General features: G+C 54.0%; 16 protein-coding genes. 5 read left to right on the top strand and 11 right to left on the bottom strand.

Translation table 11 applies throughout. The annotated features are described in order from the left end of the window. The first annotated feature begins 258 nt into the window (after positions 1–258). The 3 genes from ltrA (at position 259) to KRAC_RS06765 (ending at position 3,949) form a co-directional block, all read left to right on the top strand. The gene (gene ltrA, locus KRAC_RS06755; RefSeq protein WP_007905481.1) at positions 259–2,055 is read left to right on the top strand and encodes a group II intron reverse transcriptase/maturase; all 1,797 of its coding nucleotides are present in this window, start codon (positions 259–261) and stop codon (positions 2,053–2,055) included. Then, positions 2,048–2,281 (top strand): hypothetical protein, encoded by a 234-nt coding sequence (locus tag KRAC_RS60970; RefSeq protein ID WP_052568044.1) that lies wholly within the window; start codon positions 2,048–2,050, stop codon positions 2,279–2,281. Before ltrA ends, KRAC_RS60970 begins: the two co-directional genes overlap by 8 nt. A gap of 156 nt (positions 2,282–2,437) precedes the next feature. Next, the gene (locus tag KRAC_RS06765) at positions 2,438–3,949 is read left to right on the top strand and encodes a PAS domain-containing sensor histidine kinase (RefSeq protein ID WP_007905483.1); all 1,512 of its coding nucleotides are present in this window, start codon (positions 2,438–2,440) and stop codon (positions 3,947–3,949) included. A gap of 263 nt (positions 3,950–4,212) precedes the next feature. Here the strand turns inward: KRAC_RS06765 and KRAC_RS06770 are convergent, their stop codons facing one another. The 3 genes from KRAC_RS06770 to KRAC_RS06780 form a co-directional block, all read right to left on the bottom strand. Beyond that, entirely contained in the window at positions 4,213–4,782 is a 570-nt protein-coding gene (locus tag KRAC_RS06770) for a DinB family protein (RefSeq protein ID WP_007905485.1), read from the bottom strand. 640 nt (positions 4,783–5,422) lie between these two features. Further along, positions 5,423–6,109, bottom strand: a complete 687-nt coding sequence (locus tag KRAC_RS06775) for a GntR family transcriptional regulator (protein WP_338010115.1) — start codon at positions 6,107–6,109, stop codon at positions 5,423–5,425. Then, on the bottom strand, positions 6,106–6,633 hold the full coding sequence (locus tag KRAC_RS06780) for a class II glutamine amidotransferase (RefSeq protein WP_052568046.1): 528 nt from the start codon (positions 6,631–6,633) through the stop codon (positions 6,106–6,108). Before KRAC_RS06780 ends, KRAC_RS06775 begins: the two co-directional genes overlap by 4 nt. Before the next feature lie 386 nt (positions 6,634–7,019). On the opposite strand from KRAC_RS06780, the gene KRAC_RS06785 reads away from it, so the two are divergent. Continuing rightward, positions 7,020–8,657, top strand: a complete 1,638-nt coding sequence (locus KRAC_RS06785) for a zinc ribbon domain-containing protein (protein ID WP_007905490.1) — start codon at positions 7,020–7,022, stop codon at positions 8,655–8,657. A gap of 58 nt (positions 8,658–8,715) precedes the next feature. Here KRAC_RS06785 and KRAC_RS75610 read toward each other — a convergent pair whose 3' ends face one another. The 8 genes from KRAC_RS75610 to KRAC_RS70870 all read right to left on the bottom strand — a co-directional run bounded on the left by KRAC_RS75610 (position 8,716) and on the right by KRAC_RS70870 (position 14,870). Continuing rightward, entirely contained in the window at positions 8,716–9,213 is a 498-nt protein-coding gene (locus KRAC_RS75610) for an SDR family NAD(P)-dependent oxidoreductase (RefSeq protein ID WP_052568048.1), read from the bottom strand. After that, positions 9,186–9,518, bottom strand: coding sequence for an SDR family NAD(P)-dependent oxidoreductase (locus KRAC_RS75615; RefSeq protein WP_052568050.1), 333 nt, complete (start codon positions 9,516–9,518; stop codon positions 9,186–9,188). Before KRAC_RS75615 ends, KRAC_RS75610 begins: the two co-directional genes overlap by 28 nt. 65 nt (positions 9,519–9,583) lie before the next feature. Next, a complete protein-coding gene (locus KRAC_RS06795; protein WP_007905493.1) occupies positions 9,584–10,276 on the bottom strand; it encodes a cysteine hydrolase family protein in 693 nt (230 codons plus the stop codon). A gap of 100 nt (positions 10,277–10,376) precedes the next feature. Beyond that, positions 10,377–10,985: an APC family permease gene (locus tag KRAC_RS06800; RefSeq protein ID WP_274532112.1), complete on the bottom strand. Its 609-nt coding sequence runs from the start codon at positions 10,983–10,985 to the stop codon at positions 10,377–10,379. Positions 10,986–11,693: 708 nt separating this feature from the next. Beyond that, positions 11,694–12,266, bottom strand: coding sequence for an RraA family protein (locus tag KRAC_RS06810; RefSeq protein WP_007905497.1), 573 nt, complete (start codon positions 12,264–12,266; stop codon positions 11,694–11,696). Positions 12,267–12,357: 91 nt separating this feature from the next. After that, positions 12,358–13,761, bottom strand: a complete 1,404-nt coding sequence (locus KRAC_RS06815) for a pyridoxal phosphate-dependent aminotransferase (protein ID WP_007905499.1) — start codon at positions 13,759–13,761, stop codon at positions 12,358–12,360. A gap of 461 nt (positions 13,762–14,222) precedes the next feature. After that, positions 14,223–14,648, bottom strand: coding sequence for a rhodanese-like domain-containing protein (locus tag KRAC_RS06820; protein WP_007905501.1), 426 nt, complete (start codon positions 14,646–14,648; stop codon positions 14,223–14,225). A gap of 78 nt (positions 14,649–14,726) precedes the next feature. Then, entirely contained in the window at positions 14,727–14,870 is a 144-nt protein-coding gene (locus tag KRAC_RS70870; RefSeq protein ID WP_157506335.1) for a hypothetical protein, read from the bottom strand. Positions 14,871–15,124: 254 nt separating this feature from the next. Between KRAC_RS70870 and KRAC_RS06825 the strand changes: the two genes are divergently transcribed. Beyond that, the gene (locus KRAC_RS06825; protein WP_007905503.1) at positions 15,125–17,431 is read left to right on the top strand and encodes a LuxR C-terminal-related transcriptional regulator; all 2,307 of its coding nucleotides are present in this window, start codon (positions 15,125–15,127) and stop codon (positions 17,429–17,431) included. The last annotated feature ends 577 nt before the right edge of the window (positions 17,432–18,008 follow it).

Raw genomic sequence — 18,008 nt, forward strand, 5'->3', positions numbered from 1 at the left:
ACGGTCACATAGGGGTCGAGAACATCAATGCGGCTCTCGACTTCACCCCCTTGACCCGGCGGATAGAGACGAACCTACGGGAACGCAAAACACTTGATCGGAACGGAATAACTCTGCGAGAACTCTCGCTGGTGGTCGATCTAGCGAGCAGGCAACCAACCGCATGTTCTCGGAGAGAAGGATTGCCGAAGAAGCAAAGGCCTCTGGGAAAGCCAGAGGATACGCTGACGTCGGCACGGTGAGATGGAGGATAGAGCCATGAGTCACAGGAAAGAAACGGAAGCGATGGTTGTCCCCCAACCAATCGAAGACTGGACACAGACGCCCTGGCGTAAGCTAGAACGAACGGTGTACCGACTGCAAAAACGGATCTATCAAGCCTCTCTTCGTGGCAATGACAAAGCAGTTCACAACCTTCAACGGTTACTCATGAAGTCGAAAGCAGCCCGGACGCTGGCAGTACGCAAGATGACGCAGGATAACCAGGGCAAGCGGACGGCTGGAGTCGATGGAATCAAATCTGTCAAACCAGCCCAACGCCTGGCGCTGGTGAAATACCTTCGTCATCACAAGCAGATCAAACCACAGCCAACCAGACGAGTCTGGATACCCAAGCCAGGAAAGGCAGAGAAAAGGCCATTAGGCATCCCGACGATGCTGGATCGCGCTCATCAATGCCTGACAAAATTGGCGTTGGAGCCCGAATGGGAGGCACGATTTGAGGCTGACAGCTACGGGTTTCGTCCTGGTCGCTCAGCTCAGGATGCCATTCAAGCCATTTTCATTTACATCTGCAAACAGCCCAAATATGTGCTTGATGCAGATATCGCGAATTGCTTCAACCAGATCAATCACGAAACACTCTTACACAAACTCCAGACCTTTCCCGCGATGAGGCGCGCCATCAAAGCCTGGCTCAGAGCAGGAGTGCTGGAAGACAACGTGTTCGAGCCAACGACAGCCGGAACTCCGCAAGGAGGTCCACTGAGTCCCTTACTTGCCAATATCGCCCTGCATGGGATGCTGCAAGCTGTTCAACAAGGCTACAAAGGCAAGGATAAGCCCAGGCTGGTTCGCTATGCAGATGACCTGGTGGTGCTGTATCGAACTCGCGAGGGGATTGAACAGGCCAAAAGCAGGCTAGAAGACTGGCTGAAAGACATGGGATTAGAAATGAAGCCGAGCAAAACCCGTATCGCTCACACGCTCGAAGCGCTTGGGGCAGAAGCCCCTGGCTTCGACTTCTTAGGTTTTGAGATCCGACAGTACTCTGTTGGTAAACACCATTCAGGAACTCTGCACGGGAAACGGCTTGGCTTCAAAACACTCATTCGCCCCAGTAAAGAAGCTATCAAACGGCATCGGGAAGGGCTGCGGGCGGTAGTGCTCGCAGGCACAGGGCTTTCTCAAGGCGCGCTCATTGGGCAACTGAACCCAAAGATCCGTGGATGGTCACGCTACTACCGCAGCGTCGCCGCCAAGAAAACTCTCAATGACTGCGACTACCACCTGTTTCCGCTTCTGCTTCGCTGGGCCAAACGCCGACACACACGCAAGTCTGCGAGTTGGATACGAACGCGCTACTGGCGAACAATGGGACAAGATCACTGGCGCTTTGCAACGCCTGATGGACTCTATCTCAGCGATCACGCAGCAACGGCGATCCAACGCCATGTGAAGGTGAAAGGCACGGCCAGCCCGTTCGATGGTAACCTGCTCTACTGGGCGAAGAGATTACAACAATCTCATCCGCTCAACAGGAGTAAACTGGGGGCCTTGCTGCACAAGCAACAAGGGAAATGCCGTTGGTGTGAACTGCACTTTACCGAGAACGATTTGATTGAGATCGATCACATCACTCCCCGCAGTGAAGGGGGTACAGATGCACTCAGTAATCTTTTCGCTCTCCATCGGCACTGCCACGATCAACGACATACAAAGAAGCATGTCTGGGGTACTCATGACACGAGCCATCCCATTGAGGAGCCGGATGAGGGGAAAGCTCTCATGTCCGGTTCTGAAGGCGGGCAGGAGGGAGCGATCCCTCTTGCCTAGCTCTCAAAATCGCCTCCACCATCGGCGTGATGTGACGCTTCGTGAAGATCATTGTCAGGTCCGCAAGGGGGCCGCTCCCCGCGTCCTGGCAGTCTTGAACAGTTTTCTCCTAGGACTGCTCGATTTTTGTGGCGTGACGAATGTTCCCAAGCAAATGCGGCTTTTCGACGCTCGACCTCATCTGGTTGCTCGCTTGCTCTTGGGGTCTCTGCTGACTTTTACATAGCCCTGCGTAGATGAAAGAATGTCTACGGCGTATTCCACCCAAGCTACCTACAAAGGAACGCCGCATTCCTCCCCATGCCTGAAAGGGCAGGGGCATCCTGCGGCGGTTTCGGTGAACACGTCTCTCGTTTATGAGGTAAAAATGGAGGAGAAATACATGTTTCATGATATGGAGAACGATATCACTCACGCACATCTATCCATTGAAGTGCTTTCCGCAATAAAGGTCGCGGAAACCATTCCCCACATCGTCTGGATGGCACGCCCCGATGGCTACAGAGAGTATTTCAATCAGCACTGGTATGCCTTTACCAAGACCAACCGCGAACAGGTACATGGGAATGGATGGCTCCAATGGGTTCATCCAGACGATCGAGGAAAAGTTCTGACAGCATGGCGCGCTGCTGTGCAGACAAGCCGACTATATAATGTAAGGTATCTGCTTCAGAATGGACGGACAGGAGCATATCACCGATTTCTCTCCCGTGGTCTGCCCCTCAAAGATACTCATGGTCATGTGACCCGCTGGTTGGGCACCTGCACGGATATCGAGGATAAAACATCTTTGGGAAAGAGAGGGCAGATCAGCGAAGCTCAATTCTATACCCTCTTCGAGTCCAATATTCTTGGTGTTGTGCTTGGTGACATTCAGGGAAACATTCTGGATGCCAATGAGGCATGGGCACATATCACAGGATGGACGCCAACAGAAACGCGTTCAGGAACTTTCAATTGTTTCAGCTTCATGCCCTCTGCATTTCGGGAACAACATCTTCAAGCAACACAAGAACTTGTGGAGACAGGAATTTGCCTTCCCTATGAAAGCGAAATAGAGCGAAAAGACGGTAGGCGGGTTCCTATCCTGACAGGAAAAGCGCTGTGTGATCATGAACACCAAACCTATATTGCATTCGTGCTAGATATCACGGCACAGAAAGAACTGGATAAGCGCAAAGACGAGTTTATCAGTCTCGCATGCCATGAGATCAAGACGCCGCTCACCGCGCTGAAACTGCTCGTCCAACGCTTGAAGCAAAAGCAGAAACGAGAGGAGGATCAGGAGCGTTCCCTCTCACTGATAGAGGCTCAAACTACCATCTTGACGCATCTGGTCAATGACCTCCTGGATGTCTCTAAGATTCGGCAGGGGTATTTTGACTATGCTGATGACCTGTTTGACCTGGATTTGATGATCCGGGAAGCTATCGAGCAGGTTCAGCAGGCAACGACGACGCATACCCTTTGCTTTCACGTCCCTGAAGCAGGACCCATCCACATCGTAGGGGATAAATACAAGCTGGAACAGGTTGTGACGAATCTGCTTTGTAATGCCATCAAATACTCTCCACAGGCACACGATGTAGACATCTTCCTGGGTACCTCAGAGAACGCAGCCATCATTCAAGTGCAAGACTATGGAGTTGGTATTCCTAAACAGTATCAACACACGATCTTTAACCGTTTTGACCGGGGAGCGTACAGTCAGAGAAAAGGCGTCTTCCCTGGACTAGGGCTGGGTTTATACCTCGCGCATGAGATTGCCACCCATTATGGGGGAGACATCGAGATTGAAAGTGAGGAAGGGAAAGGAACTACATTTTCGGTCCATCTTCCCCTCCCTCACGAAAAGAGACGCGATGGCACTGTTTCATATGGAAGGTGCTCCTGACAGAAGAAAGGCGCATGGAAGAGGTGGCTTTTCATGCCATCTCTTCCATGATTGTGGTGCTTGAGAGCCTACTATTCCCCATTCGCCTGCAGTGATATACAACAAGCACCTCTTCATCCCCAGCAAGTCTTGTTTTTGTCTCATGTACCGAGATATACTCATCCCTGTTGAGGAATATCTCGCTCTCTAGAGAGGCTGGCAAGCTGTAATTACTCCATTTCTCAGAGCGATGGAGCGACTTTCGCCGCCCCACCACAACAATGTCACACGCGAGCCACACTTGCTTGACGCACGATTTCACGCAGTTGATCCAGGTGATCTGCATCGTGGTATAAACCCAGGATAAAGCGGCCAATGGCGTTGAGTTCGCCAATTTGCGGGTAGGGTGAATAGGTGATATCCAGGTGAGGCTCGTCAGGCCACGCGTCGAGCATGGCCTGACGCATACGACGGCTCTCCTCAAGACGCTGGCGCACCTGGGCGATACTTGTTACGCTCTCCCATGGTGTCTCATAACGCGAACGACCCTCAACCGGCAGACCACGGGCCAGCACGAGAGCCAGCGCGGCTGACTCTTCAGACGAAGCGGTGGCGTGAACCACCACGTGGCCCAGAGTCCACGCCAGGGTGGCCTCTTCGGGTTTCCCAAAGGTATCGTTCGCGTTGGGGTCTACTGGCACGAATGTTACGTCCGCATCAACTGCATCAACGACGATCTCGTGCATTACATCGATCATTTCGTTGGTAAGCTGATAAAGATCGGCTTTTGTCAGACCAGCGGCCATGTCTGCAAAGCTCTGAGAACCGCTTTTTACTGTACTGAAATCGAGCATAGGGATTCTCCTCAATGAATTTTTGTTGGGAAATAAAAGGGTCTCGGGTTTTGTCCTAGCCTGTTTTCCTTGAGCAAGCTGAGATTGTTCATCTCTCTCTACAAAACACTTTATCAAAGCAGCCTATTCCATCAAAACACTGGAGATCATGCTCGGCTGTGTCGTCCGCAGTAACTTTAGAATAGAATGAGCAGGAGGAGGGTCCAGAGTGGCCCTCTACGTTTAGAAAAATCCTCAATGAAATTAGAAAAAGTACCAGAATCCGCGATAATTTTAGAAAAAGTCCTTTTTACATTTTTACGAGTTGAAGAGTAATTGCGTCGGTGTTGAAAAGCTTTTCGCAGTTTTCTTACTCTATTGGTATGGGCCAACATTTGCGCTTCTGGTAATAAAAACTTGTGATCTTGCAAGCGCTTGATGAAGGCAGGACGACGCAAGTGAGGCTGGACCCGGTCACGGAAATACGCTTGAGATTCCTGTCTCGCCAGTACAGGTGATTATCTGCTCTATGTCAGGTTCTTCTTCTTCTCCATCCCCTCTCATCTAACAAGGAACGCCTCTGCGCATCCCCATGCATGAATGCGGGGGTGTTCAGAGGCGGTGAGGAGGATACCTGGAGGTACTCGCAGAGAGATCCTTTTTAGAACAACTTGTTCAGTAAAGCACGCGAGGTTCGTATATGCTCACGCATAGCCATATACGCTCCTTGAGCATCGCGCTGCTCCAATGCCGCAAGCAATGCTCGATGAGAGATAAGAGTGCTCTCTGCGATATGATACCTTGCAAAATAGAAGCGCCAGAAACGTAAACTATGCATCAAGATCTGATTGGTCGCATCCTGCAATAACGAATTGTGCACACAACTGGCAAGGAAGCGATGAATAAACTGATCGTCATCTAAAAACCGTTGCACAGCTGTCTCTTCGCGAGCGTTCTCCGCCTGCTCAACCAGGCGACGGAGTTCTGCAAGCTCGGCAGCAGTCGCGTGTTGTACGGCGAAGTAAGCATTGCCACACTCGATCGCCTCACGTGCCTCGAAAATTTCACGCACTTCTTCCAGTCCAATTGGTGTGATCATTAGACCACGCCTGGGAAGCACCTTCACAAGGCGATCAACCACCAGGCGCGCCACTGCCTCGTGAACCGGCGTCCGTCCCAGTTCTATCTCCGCGGCCAGGGACAACTCATTCACCATTGCCCCCGGCTGCAGACGCAGATCAATAATCATAGCGCGGATACGCTCATACGCGACATCGCTGGCGCGCTCTATCTTCTTCGTGTCTCCTGTTGAAGTAATGATCGGTACTACTCCTGCATTGAACTTCAGCCGATTTCTCTTTTATCGGCGATATCGATAACAGCCACCCTAAGTCTACCACGATTGACAAGGAGCATCTGACCATTTTCGAGCGTTTTCCATGCTTCATCCTGCTGCAAACCTGTTGAACCAATCAAGACCGCATCGTCTGTAATGCGATACTTCAGTGAGAAGTAGTCTGGTTCTTTTTGAGCTAGCTCAGATTGCGGATCAAAATCGCAGACTGCGTAGAGCGCGTCTGGCATGAGTAGGAGAAAATTCGCGCTTACTACCTGCAAGTGCTCGTGAACCAGCTTTATATATGTCTGTATAGCCTCAACCACAGGTGCACTCTCAAGCGCGGAGAGAAGTGCCAGAAAGTGGCGTTCACTATCCGTCGTCCCCGCAAGGTTTTCGTGCAGCTGCGGAGCAATGAGTTTTTCGAGTTCTGCATTGGGCTGAATGAGCCCATTATGCGCAAAAGCCATCTGATCATAAGTAAACGGATGCGTGTTGGCTATACTGAGCGGAAAACCAGGGGTGGCCCAGCGCAAGTGACGAGAAAGGTATCGGTACGCATGTGTTCTGCCAGGTTAGAGAACTCTCTGCTGGCGTGAGCTGGCTCAGGAGCTTTCGCCACTTGCAATCGATTGGACTCATCGTACCAGGCAAAGCCCCAGCTGTCACCGTGAAGGTGTGACGCTTCCACAAATGCCTGTAATGTATTGTTTAGGAGATGGGCGACGGTAACCGGCTCACGCGTTACAGAGAACGCGGCGAGAAAGCCCCGGTCATTGATGCCGGGGATGAATCGCCGCCTCTGCTGGATGAGAGGAAAGAGAGCAGGGGCAGATACCTAGAACTAGCGTTCTTCCCGTTCCTCTGGTACAATAGACGTCAGTGGATCGAGATCACGTGTGTGTTCGAAGAAGGGGCCACAATGCCGAAGAAGTGTCAGGGACAACGCAAGAAGAAGGAACAGCAGGAGAAGCGACCTGCGACCCCCACCTTTCTGCTCGAGCTGCCCCTGGCCGTCGATCCAGGGCAAGCCGCCCGCCTGCGCTCCCATCTGGAAGCCGCTCGTCAGCTCTACAACGCCATCCTCTCCCAAGGACAAAAGCGCCTGCGCCGCATGCGGTCTGACCCCGCCTGGCAAGAGGCCCGCGCCCTTCCTCGCACCCACAAAGCGGAACGAGCGGCAGTCTTCTCCGCCTTGCGCAAAGCGTATGGCTTCACCGAGACGGCGTTGCATGAAACCGTCAAGGGGCTGCGCGTGGGCTGGATTGCCGAGCATATCGAGGCCGTCCTCGCGCAAACCCTGGCGACCCGTGCCTATCGCGCCCTCAATCGCGTCTGCCTGGGGAAAGGAAAGCGGGTGCGTTTCAAAAGCCGAGGACGCGGCTTCTCCAGTCTCGAGAATAAGCGCAACGATACCAGCCTGCGCTTCGTCCTGCAACCACCCGAGGAGGGAAACGCGGGGTCTCTGCTCTGGAACGGAGACCAGCTGCCCGCCCTCATCGATTGGAAGGATGAAGTGGTCACCCATGGGCTCAGGCACCGCATCAAGTTTGCCCGCCTCATCCAGCGTCCTGCCAGCAGCCCCAGAGCGGCGGGCGCTGATGAAGAGGGGTATCGCTATGTCGTGCAACTGGCACTGGAGGGCAAGCCCCACCGAAAGAAAAAACACCCAGTTGGCGCGAGTATTGTTGGCGGTGACCTTGGTCCCTCCACCCTGGCCCTCTTCCCCCAGCAAGGAGAGGCAAGCCTGGAGGTGTTCTGTGCACAACTGGCTCCTGATGCTAAAGCCATTCGTCGCTTGCAACGGCAGATGGAGCGGCAACGTAGGGCGGCCAATCCTGAGCACTACGACGAGAAGGGGCGCATCAAAAAACAAGGCAAGAAAAAGCTGCACTGGAAGCAGAGTAAGCGCTACCAGGCCACCCGGCAACGCAAGGCGAGCAAAGAGCGCAAACTCGTAGCGCATCGCAAGAGCCTGCATGGGCACAAAGTGCATCAGGTAGTGAAGCTTGGCAGCACCATCATCATCGAAAAGATTTCCTATAAGGCATGGCAGAGGCAATTTGGCAAGAGTGTGGGACTGCGAGCACCAGGGATGTTTGTGGAACTGTTGAGGCGCACCGTTGAGAGTACGGGCGGCATCCTGGTGGAAGTCCCCACACGCACCACCGCGCTGAGCCAGTGGTGTCATGGCTGTGGCAAGAAGCTCAAGAAGCCGCTTTCGCAGCGTTGGCATCGGTGCGCGTGTGGCGTGGGTCCCGTGCAACGCGACCTGTATTCGGCGTTTCTGGCTGCCTACCTTGATCCAGCAGACCCCATTCCCTCGTGTGCCCGATACCAGGAGTATTGGGAAGGTGCGGAAGCGCGCCTGCGGGCAGCACACGAGCGTCTCACACAACGCGCGAAAGAGGGGCAGACCTTGCCCCGAAGCATGGGTTTGACTCGTGCGAGAGCGCGTCTGCCCGAAAGTTCAGGGGGACCACCACTAGAGCCAGCTTTCTTGCTGAAGCGAGAAGGACGGGAAGCGTGGGCCGAACCCCTGGAACCCCCGTCGCTTTAGCGCGGGGAGCTTCAGATACCCAAGCAGACGACACATAGGTTCCTCTTCGTTTGAAATACTACAAAACGCTGAAATAATTGCACGAAACACCGCCATCGAGCACAATAGCCTGACCCGTCAGCCAACCCGCGGCATCGGATGCAAGAAACAGTGCCAGTTCTGCGACATCTTCTGGCCGCCCAAAACGTCCCAGCGGGATATGATCAAGGCGTAACTTTCGTGCCGCCTCGTCAGCAAAAAAGTGCCGCACATGCTCAGTTTCGATCGGGCCGGGGCAGAGCGCGTTCACACGAATGCCATCTCTGCCAAATTGCACGGCCAGGGAATGCGTTAAAGCCACAATGGCTCCCTTGCTGGCACCATAGGCATCTTGCGGCTTGATGCAGCCCACGACCGCCAAGAACGAACTCATATTGACGACCGCACCACCGCCCGTCCGTTTGATATATGGTATAGCATATTTGCAGCACAAAGCGGTCCCTGTCACATTGATTGCGTAAATACGTGCCATCAGTTCAACATCCAGGGTCAGGACTGATTCGTCCTGATGGGGCATAACGCCAGCATTATTGAAGATGGTATCCAGATGTCCCCAATCAGGATATCCACGTGTCCGAAGGTCTCAAGCACGCTGTCCACCATTGCTCGTACCTGCTGCTCATCCGCCACATCAGTACGCACAAACAGCGCTTTCCGCCCGATCTGGCGTATCGCGTCCAGCACAGGCTGTGCCTCCTCGGCAGTCGCCACGTCGGCAATCGCGACATCGGCCCCCTCAAGGGCGAAGGCTTCCGCGATCCCGCGTCCGATGCCATGGGCAGCGCCAGTTACAATCGCGACCTTGCTAGCTAATTTGTTCATTACACGCCCTCCTTCTCATCCGACTCTTGTCCCTACGCTTCGCCAGCACCCCACCGGCTCAGCAGTCAGGATCGCTTCGTCTTCTTGTCGACTCCCTGCCAGATCGCCAGAATATCATCAGACGTGGCCACATCAAAGCGGTGACGCATCAAAAAGAGCGAGGCTTCATGCTGCCGCGGATCATCGCTCGCCACGCAATCTTCTGGCAGTACAACATAGTAATCGTTGAAGAGTGCGTCGCGCGCGGTAGACTCAACGCATCCCTCCGTGGTACAACCAGTCATAACCACTGTCTCGACCGCATTGCTGCGCAGAAGCAAATCCAGATTTGTCCCCCAGAAACCACTTGAGCGGTATTTTTGTACAATGAGATCGCCCGCTTCTGGAGCCAGTTCTGGAATGATTTCCTGTCCAGGGGTACCTTCTACCGTGTATAAGAGCGGCTCGCTCGTAGGATGAGATGGCAAATGCAAGCGCATATTAAAACGCAGTTGGGCCGGTGACTCACTGCGACGACCCGGGAGCACCGTCATCTTAATATAGATAATCAGGACACCAGCGGCACGCGCGTCGGCTAACAGCCGCTCCAGGCGTGGAATCATCGGCACATACATCGTGAGATCTATCCCCAATCGGTCAAACGCCCCTTCAGGTTTACAAAAATCGTTCTGCATATCCACAACAACGACCGCTGTATGCTGAGGATCAACCAGTTCTGCAAGCGTGGAATAAATAACTTTGTTTTCAACTGTTAGCATGCGTTTCCACCATCATATCGCGTCTGCGGATCACCTACGCCCTCGTGTCATCCGCAGACACCATACCTTCTTTCTTTGTCACTGCCCCGCGTCTACGAACCTACCCGGCAACCTGCTCCTCATCCAGCAGCGCGGGCTCTTCGGCTGAAGCGTCTTCAGCCAGGAAAGAACCCAGCGCGGTCAGCTTCTCAGGAGACTTGACGTGGAAATAAAAGTAGGTTGCGATCCCTATCACCAGCCAGGCAAGCACGATAATCGGGACCCAATTATATGGATATGCCTGGCCAGGCTGAACAGTTGCCCACAGAGGATACACCAGCACGGCTACACCCAGGAGCGGCAAAATGATATGCGCAAATACGTTGCGCTCTGGCAACCCGAAGAAATAGCGAATCAGCGCGATATTGCTCAGGATGTAGACAACCACAATCGCCACTGTCCCGATGGCCCCGGTGAAACCATAGGCGCCAGTTGCCCCCGGACCTAACCACAACCCTGTGCCAAGGCCAACCACCAGCGTAAAGATCGTCTGCACGATAATCGCGGTATATGGAGAGAACCAGCGGCGGTGCACGCGCCCAAGCAGAGCGGGCAGCACGCGATCACGCCCCATGGAGAAAATGACACGCGTGGTCGTATTGTGGATGGCCATGAGGCAGGAGAAAATGCCCGTGTATGATAGTCTCCCCTGTTCCTGGCCGCTCGCCATCCATCGATCGAAGACAATCGATTGAAGTGAGACAACCAATCATATGCACGACCTGACATCGACTCGGCTGTATGCCTGCCTCTCTTGTCTCAAACACGAGCCAGGCATGCAACTGAGTTTTCTATAACGAAACCAATATGCCAATTTATGGCACGTCAGGTTGTTATAAACATACCTATGTTAAGGGCACTCCCGAAACGTATCATATGTTCACATATTGCGCTACTTATCCATCAACAAAGCACTATGGAAGTGGTTCCTATGACACCCTAGCGGGCGTGAGTGGAACTTTGCGGCAATCATCTCTATGCTCTCGACGGCGGGTATTGTACAGGGTTCCTCTTTTCCTCCTTGGTGAGAGAAATAGCGCTCTAGCTGTTCGCCAAAGCGAATTCGCCCCCTGACAAAATGTACAACAGTATAGGCAAGAGAGCAGACGACGCTCTCATAGGAGAAGGAAGTAGGATCAGCGTGGCGAAAAGCACTGCGGACCTGAGCTAGTTGCACAGGCTGCTCCTCATCCTTGAAGTCACTTTCCGTAGAGATATATCCTATCGGCCTATGTGATATATCAGATGCATGCAAAAAAATATATCATAAGCTCGCCTTGTTGTCAATGCCAGGCTTGCGTTGCGCAGGGCTTCTCAAACGTCGCGCGGGACATCTCTGTGGGCCAGTTCGAGGGAAAGAAAACAAGTGCGGATCAGTTCATTTTTTCTCTAGCAGTTGCGCCAACCGCGCATTGTCTTGCTGAAGCCTGGCTTCGGCCTTGATCAGCAATTCACTGATGCGCTCTTGCGGCCAGATCACCACACCGTCATCATCAGCAATGACCAGGTCGCCGTCCTGGATGATTGTGCCCCCAAGAGAGATCGAGCCACCGATATAGGCCGGTCCAACCCAATGGGGAGCCATGGGAGTCACGCCCCGGCACCATACACCAAACCCTGACTCGCGGATTTCCCGCGAGTCCCGAACCAGGCCATCCGTCACAAGCCCGGCGATTCCCGCATTCTGCATTTCGAGCGCCATCAAGCTGCCAATAGTTGCGGCTCGCGATGTACTCCCTCCCGCGACAACCAGCACAGAACCCGGCGCAGGCGGTACTTCCAGCACTTTACGCACCGCCAGGTTGTCGTCCTGACTTATCAACACCACGCGGGCCGGACCAACAACGCATAAGGCGGATTGCAGGGGAAGAATAGTGTTTGGAAGAACACCCTGTCCTTCAGTCGCGTCGGACGCGAGCGTAGCTGTGAGCCACGTGGGAAACTCATCCATAGTTCTCTCCATTATCCTGTATAGAGAGTGGCTCCTGGTTGTGTATAAATCAGGAGCCACTCTCGCTGAGCATTTCATCGCTATTTCTGGACTACGCCAGACTGTTGAAATATCCGATCACTTCTCTCCAGCGCAGTTGCGCCTTCGCCAACTCCGGCAGATCAGGCCCGACCAGCTGGCCCGCCTCTCCCGGAACGGGCAGAGCATCAGCCTGAGCGAGCAGTTGCCAGAGTTCCGCTGCCTGTTCCTTCGGCGCTGAGCCAGTGGATACGATGCTGAGATGGCTGGTGGACAATCGCAGGCGAAGCGCGTCCGGTTCCTCGCCGAAGGCCACACCGGGCAGAGTCGCGATAGCCCATTCATCGAGCAGGTACTGCGCCAGTTGCTGGCCGGTTGTGACCCCCAGATTAACCAGCGTGCCGCGCCAGGGGGCAAAGTCGGGATAGAGATAGAACCCGGCAGCCGGTTTGGGACACGCGACGCCCAGTTCAATCAGCGTCTGATACAGCGCGTGGGTGACATAGCCATGAATACGCGCCGAGCGCCGCACGTAGGTCTCCAGGTCCGTGTTGGGGGTGAAGGCCACGATGGCTGCTTTTTCGATCGGTGTGGCCGCGGCGGACCAGATCTCGCTAGCCAGCGCGCGCAGAGCCTTGCCAAGTTGCGCGCCGCGCTCGCCGGCGGGCAGTATAGCGTAGCCGAGCCGCCAGCCTCCGGCGGAGAACGCTTTTGAAAGTCCCCCGGTGATAATGCTGCCCTCCGGATAGAAACGCGCAGGCGAAACATGAGGCCGCCAGCCATGGGCCAGCTCGGCATAGATCTCGTCGCTGATGATGGTAATACCATGCGCGCGCGCCCAGGCTCCCAGTACGGCAACATCCTCTTCTGCCAGCATCCCACCCGTCGGGTTGCTGGGCGAATTCACGATCAGCACACGCGGCTTCGCTCCTGACGCGTGGGCGGCGGTCACAGCATCGCTCAGCACCTCCGGGGTGAGACGGTGGTGGTCCGCAGGATCGGTCGCGACCGGGACCACCTGCCACCCGGCGAGCCTGATCTGCGGACCATAGCTCACCCACGACGGTCGCGGTACGAGTACATCCCCTTCCAGCACCTGAAGCAGCGCGTAGAGCAAGGGTTTGCTCCCCGGTCCCACAACCACCTGTTCCTCGCTGCAGCTTATGCCACGCGTGCGTTCCATATAGCCCGCGATAGCCTGGCGCAATTTCAACACCCCTGCCACCGGCGCATAGCCTGTACTCTCAATCGCCTCCGCCAACGCCTGGCGCAGCGCTGGGTGCAGAGGAAATATCGCTTCGCCAAAGCCTAGATGCAGCGTCTCCTTGCCCTCCGCTCGCCGCCTGGACACCGCCTCATTTATCGCCAGCGTCGGCGACGAAACCATATCGCGTCTGGCCTCCGCCAACTCCAGTGGCGCGCTGAACTCGAAGCACTGGCTGGTAGCGGTCGCTTGCAGGGGAGTGTGTTGGTCCATGTTATTTGTAACCTTCCTGCGAGAAAATATACCGATTCAGGAAGAGTGTAACACAAGGATCAGATAGTGTTCAAGCCTGAAGCATCGCCCCCAGGGCTGTTATTTTTGCAGCACAGCCGTATGGTCCACGTGCAATCCCCGCTCCCCTATTGCCGGCCTGTACGCCTGGTAAACAACAACTGAGATATCGTTGTTTCGCGCGAGAATATGCTTGCCTTGCTTCGGCCAGCACTCTCTTTGCAATAGCGAGGATTTATGCTTTTAGAGGATCATTGCTCTGGTTGCGAGAGGCGCAGCATGCTGAGCATTCCTGGCCATACCCTGACTTGCCTGGACGATCGCCTGCCCAGGCTTACGTGATCTGATAGTAGAAGACAAGTATAAGGCAGAAGCTCTCCAAGGTGGTAGGCTTCTGCCTTCGTCTCTCATTATATTCACCAGCATATATGTTGGTAGAACGGTCATTTCATCTCTGCCGTCCCCTCCTCGATGGGGAACCCTTGCTTGCTCCACTCATTGAAGCCGCCTGCCATACTTACCACATTGGTGTAGCCCATCGACTGGAGTGTCTGAGCCGCCAGCATCGAGCGCCCACCAGAGGCACACGCTACAATGATGTGAGCATCCCGCTTCGTCGTGAGTTCTGGTTTGGCGTAAGGCGTTGTCGGGTCGGCATACCATTCTAGCATGCCGCGTGGGGCTAGTACTGCCCCTGGAATATGTCCTTTCTCCCACTCAACGGGTTCCCTGACATCAAGCAGCAGACCAATTTGTCCCTGATCCAACTTCTCTCTCGCCTGTGCGGCGGTGAGTTCTGGGATGGTTTTGCGGGCTTCGGCAACAATCTGAATTGCACTCTTCCCCTGTTCGCTGTTCGGTGTTGACATGGTTCTTTTCCTTTCTTCTCGGTATGATAATTAGCGAGCGTTCATTGAAGAATAAGGAGAAAGCTCGAGATGTTTTTTTCAGAGTAACTCCCTTCCATTGAAACCCAATCCCATCCCTCCTGCCTGCGTCTCCCGGTCAATAGTAAGTGTGCAATGCCCAGCCCATCCTACGGCAATACAGGCATCCTGAACGGTTCGGATATGGACAGTGATTTGTGCCATGATACATCCTCCTCTCTTGCGCCAATGTTGCTCCTTGGTGGAGGGACAATTCCTCATTGGTTTTGCAGGGTCCTTGATCTTGCTTTCGCATTGCTTTCGTCTTCCTAAGCATAAGGAAAATGAGGAGAAATGTCACCATTAGAAAGAATGGAAAAAAGCAGTAGACAAGCCCAGCAAGAAAGAGTAGAATGCTTGTGTTCGTGATAATACGTGATAATTATGTATAAGTCTCATTATCATCTGGGAACAGGCTTATGAAAGGAAAGGCGACGTCGCCTGATCTCCTGAACGAACGCGAACAAGAGATTTTGAAGCGACTATCAACCGGATTATCAGATCAGCAGATTGCCGACGAGCTCTTTCTGAGTCCAAATACCATTAAGTGGTACAATCGCCAGATTTACAGCAAACTGGGGGTCAAAAGCCGTACTCAAGCTATCGCGTGCGTGAAAGACCTCGGTTTGCTCGAGAGCAGGGTCTCGACGTCGCCACATCCGGTATCCAGGTCCAATCTTCCCCCACAGACCCTCCTCTTTATCGGGCGCAGCCGTGAAATTGCTGAAGTAAAGCAACTGCTGGACACATCCCGTCTGCTGACGCTCACTGGCACCGGAGGAACTGGCAAAACGCAGCTGGCGTTGCGGGTGGCGGCAGAGGAAGCTTCAGCATACGCTGATGGTGTCTGCTTCGTCGACCTTACCCCCCTCTCAGATTACACCCTGGTGGCAAAAGCCATCGCCTCAGTGCTTGGTGTGGTTGAACGTCCTATGGAACCCCTACCAGATACCCTGAAACGGGCGCTCGCCCAACGAGAACTGTTGCTGCTGATTGACAACTTTGAGCATGTGATTAAGGCAGCTCCACTGGTATCCAAGTTACTGACAGCTTCTTCACGCCTGAAAGTCCTCGTCACCAGCCGGGAGCCATTGCGCATCGCCGGGGAGCAGGAATACCTCATCCCGCCGCTCTCACTGCCTCTCGCTGAGGCACCTTCCGTTGAGAGCCTCACCAAATCTGAAGCAGGTCTGCTCTTCCTTCGACGTGCACAGATGACACTGCCTCGCTTTACGCTGAATGAAGTTACAGCCCCGGCGATTGGGCGAATCTGTATCCGTCTTGATGGGTTACCGCTCGCTATCGAACTGGCTGCGGCGCGTTGTAAACTGTTCACGCCGCAGGCGTTGCTGGAGCGGTTGGAAGGAACGAGGGAGGGCTCGCCTTTGCGTCTGCTCGCAGGCGGTTCACGTGACGCCCCGCCGCGACAGCGAACCCTGCGCGACTCCATTGAATGGAGCTATAACCTGCTTGATGAGGATGAGAAACATCTGTTGGCGCGACTGGCAGTTTTTCGTGGGGGCTGCTCGCTGGAAGCCATCGAGCGCATTTGTGGTGAAGGTCTATCCATTGATGTGTTAGACGGGCTGACATCCCTGGTGGATAAACATCTCGTGCAGCAGAAAGAGATGCCAGGCGGTGAATCGCATTTTGTCATGCTGGAAATGATCCAGGAGTACGCACGTGAGCGACTGAAAACAAGCGGTGAAGAGGAAACAACGCGGAGACGGCACGCCGAGTATTTTGTTGAGCTGGCAGAACGTGCCGAGCCAGAGTTGCGGCTGGCAGGGTACGATTATTGGTCTGGGCGGCTCGAATTGGACATGGAGAATATCCGCGCGGTGCTCTCCTGGTCCTTGAGCAGTGGAGATGTGGCGTTGGGCATACGATTAGCGGGTGCTCTCTGCCTGTTCTGGTACGGTGATGGGTATCATGTTGAAGGGCGCCGATGGACCCAACAACTCTTAGAGCGGCTTGATGAAGTATCTTTGGTGTATCATCCCAAGTTCCTGCTCAGCGCCGGACATCTAGCATTTCTCTACGATCTCGATGCCGGAAAGCCCCTGTTTAGGAGAGCGCTTGAGATTTCCCGTGATTTAGGGGATCGGCTCCAGATGGCCTGGGCACTTGCTTTGCTGGGCTACACGATGTTGCGAGAGCGATCTGCAGCCATGCCTCTCGTTGAGGAAAGTCTAGCATTGTTCCGCGAACTTTCTCATCAACCAGGGATGGCGCAGGCGCTGAACATCATGGGGGAAATAGCGCGTTTCAGTGGGGATGATGACCTTGCCAGGCACGCTTATGAGGAATGCCTTGCCGTATCCCAGCAAACGGGAGAAACACGCCGGATCGTCTTTATGTACAATAACCTCACCTACATCGCCCTACATGAAGGTGAGGCTGGGCACGCCAGAGACCTGGGACGCCAGGGGCTACAGTTATCACGCGCAATCAACAATAGGCTCCAAATAGCAACGGATCTGGCGCTCCTCGCAGGAGCCGTTAGTACGTTGGGCCAGCCGCAGCAAGCCGCACGTTTGCTTGGCGCTTCAGAAAGAGCCCTGGAGAGATTGGGGGCCTTCCACCAACCGAATGACAAACGGGAGATAGATGGCATAATCGCCACTGTGCGCGCCCAACTCGATGAGGAGACCTTCCAGGCTACCTGGGCCCAGGGACGCGAGCTGACACTAGAACAAGCCGTGGCCCAGGCGCTTGATGAGTGAGACGTCCCAATTTCAGGCGATTCGTAGTGGTCTTTGACTAAGCAAAACATGAGGTCAATTTTCTGAAATTGCTTAAATGATTACAAAATCTCTTAATAGTAGATATGAAGCATAGTTTTGCAGAATCTGCAAAACTCAGTGGTTAAATGACATTCCCAACATGTGCCGTCCGCGATAATTTTAGAATAGAATGAGCACGAGGAGGGCAAAAAGTGGCCTTCTAACTTTAGAAAAATCCGCAATAAAATTAGAAAAAATGCCAGAATCCGCAGTGATTTTTAAAAAAGGACTTTTAGAAAGTTGAAGAGCCAGAACGAGTCAGCAGATAGCTCAAGGAAGGTGATACTAGTAATTTTGTGAACGGATGTACCAGGTAGCCAGTACAGCGAGGGGTGGTCTGCTCACGCCTATCACGCCCATGGAGAGATTCGTGGCTCTCAGGCTCTCTGACATCTCTTCAAGGAACCAGCCCTGACATTCTTGCATCGCCTCAAACGTGAGCTGTAAATTATGGGCTTATGATATCGTGTGACGCTTTGCATGGTCTCGTCACCTGCTCTCAGTAGAGCAGGTGACG

Origin of the sequence: Ktedonobacter racemifer DSM 44963 (assembly GCF_000178855.1) — a bacterium.
In the GTDB taxonomy this organism is placed as follows: domain Bacteria; phylum Chloroflexota; class Ktedonobacteria; order Ktedonobacterales; family Ktedonobacteraceae; genus Ktedonobacter; species Ktedonobacter racemifer.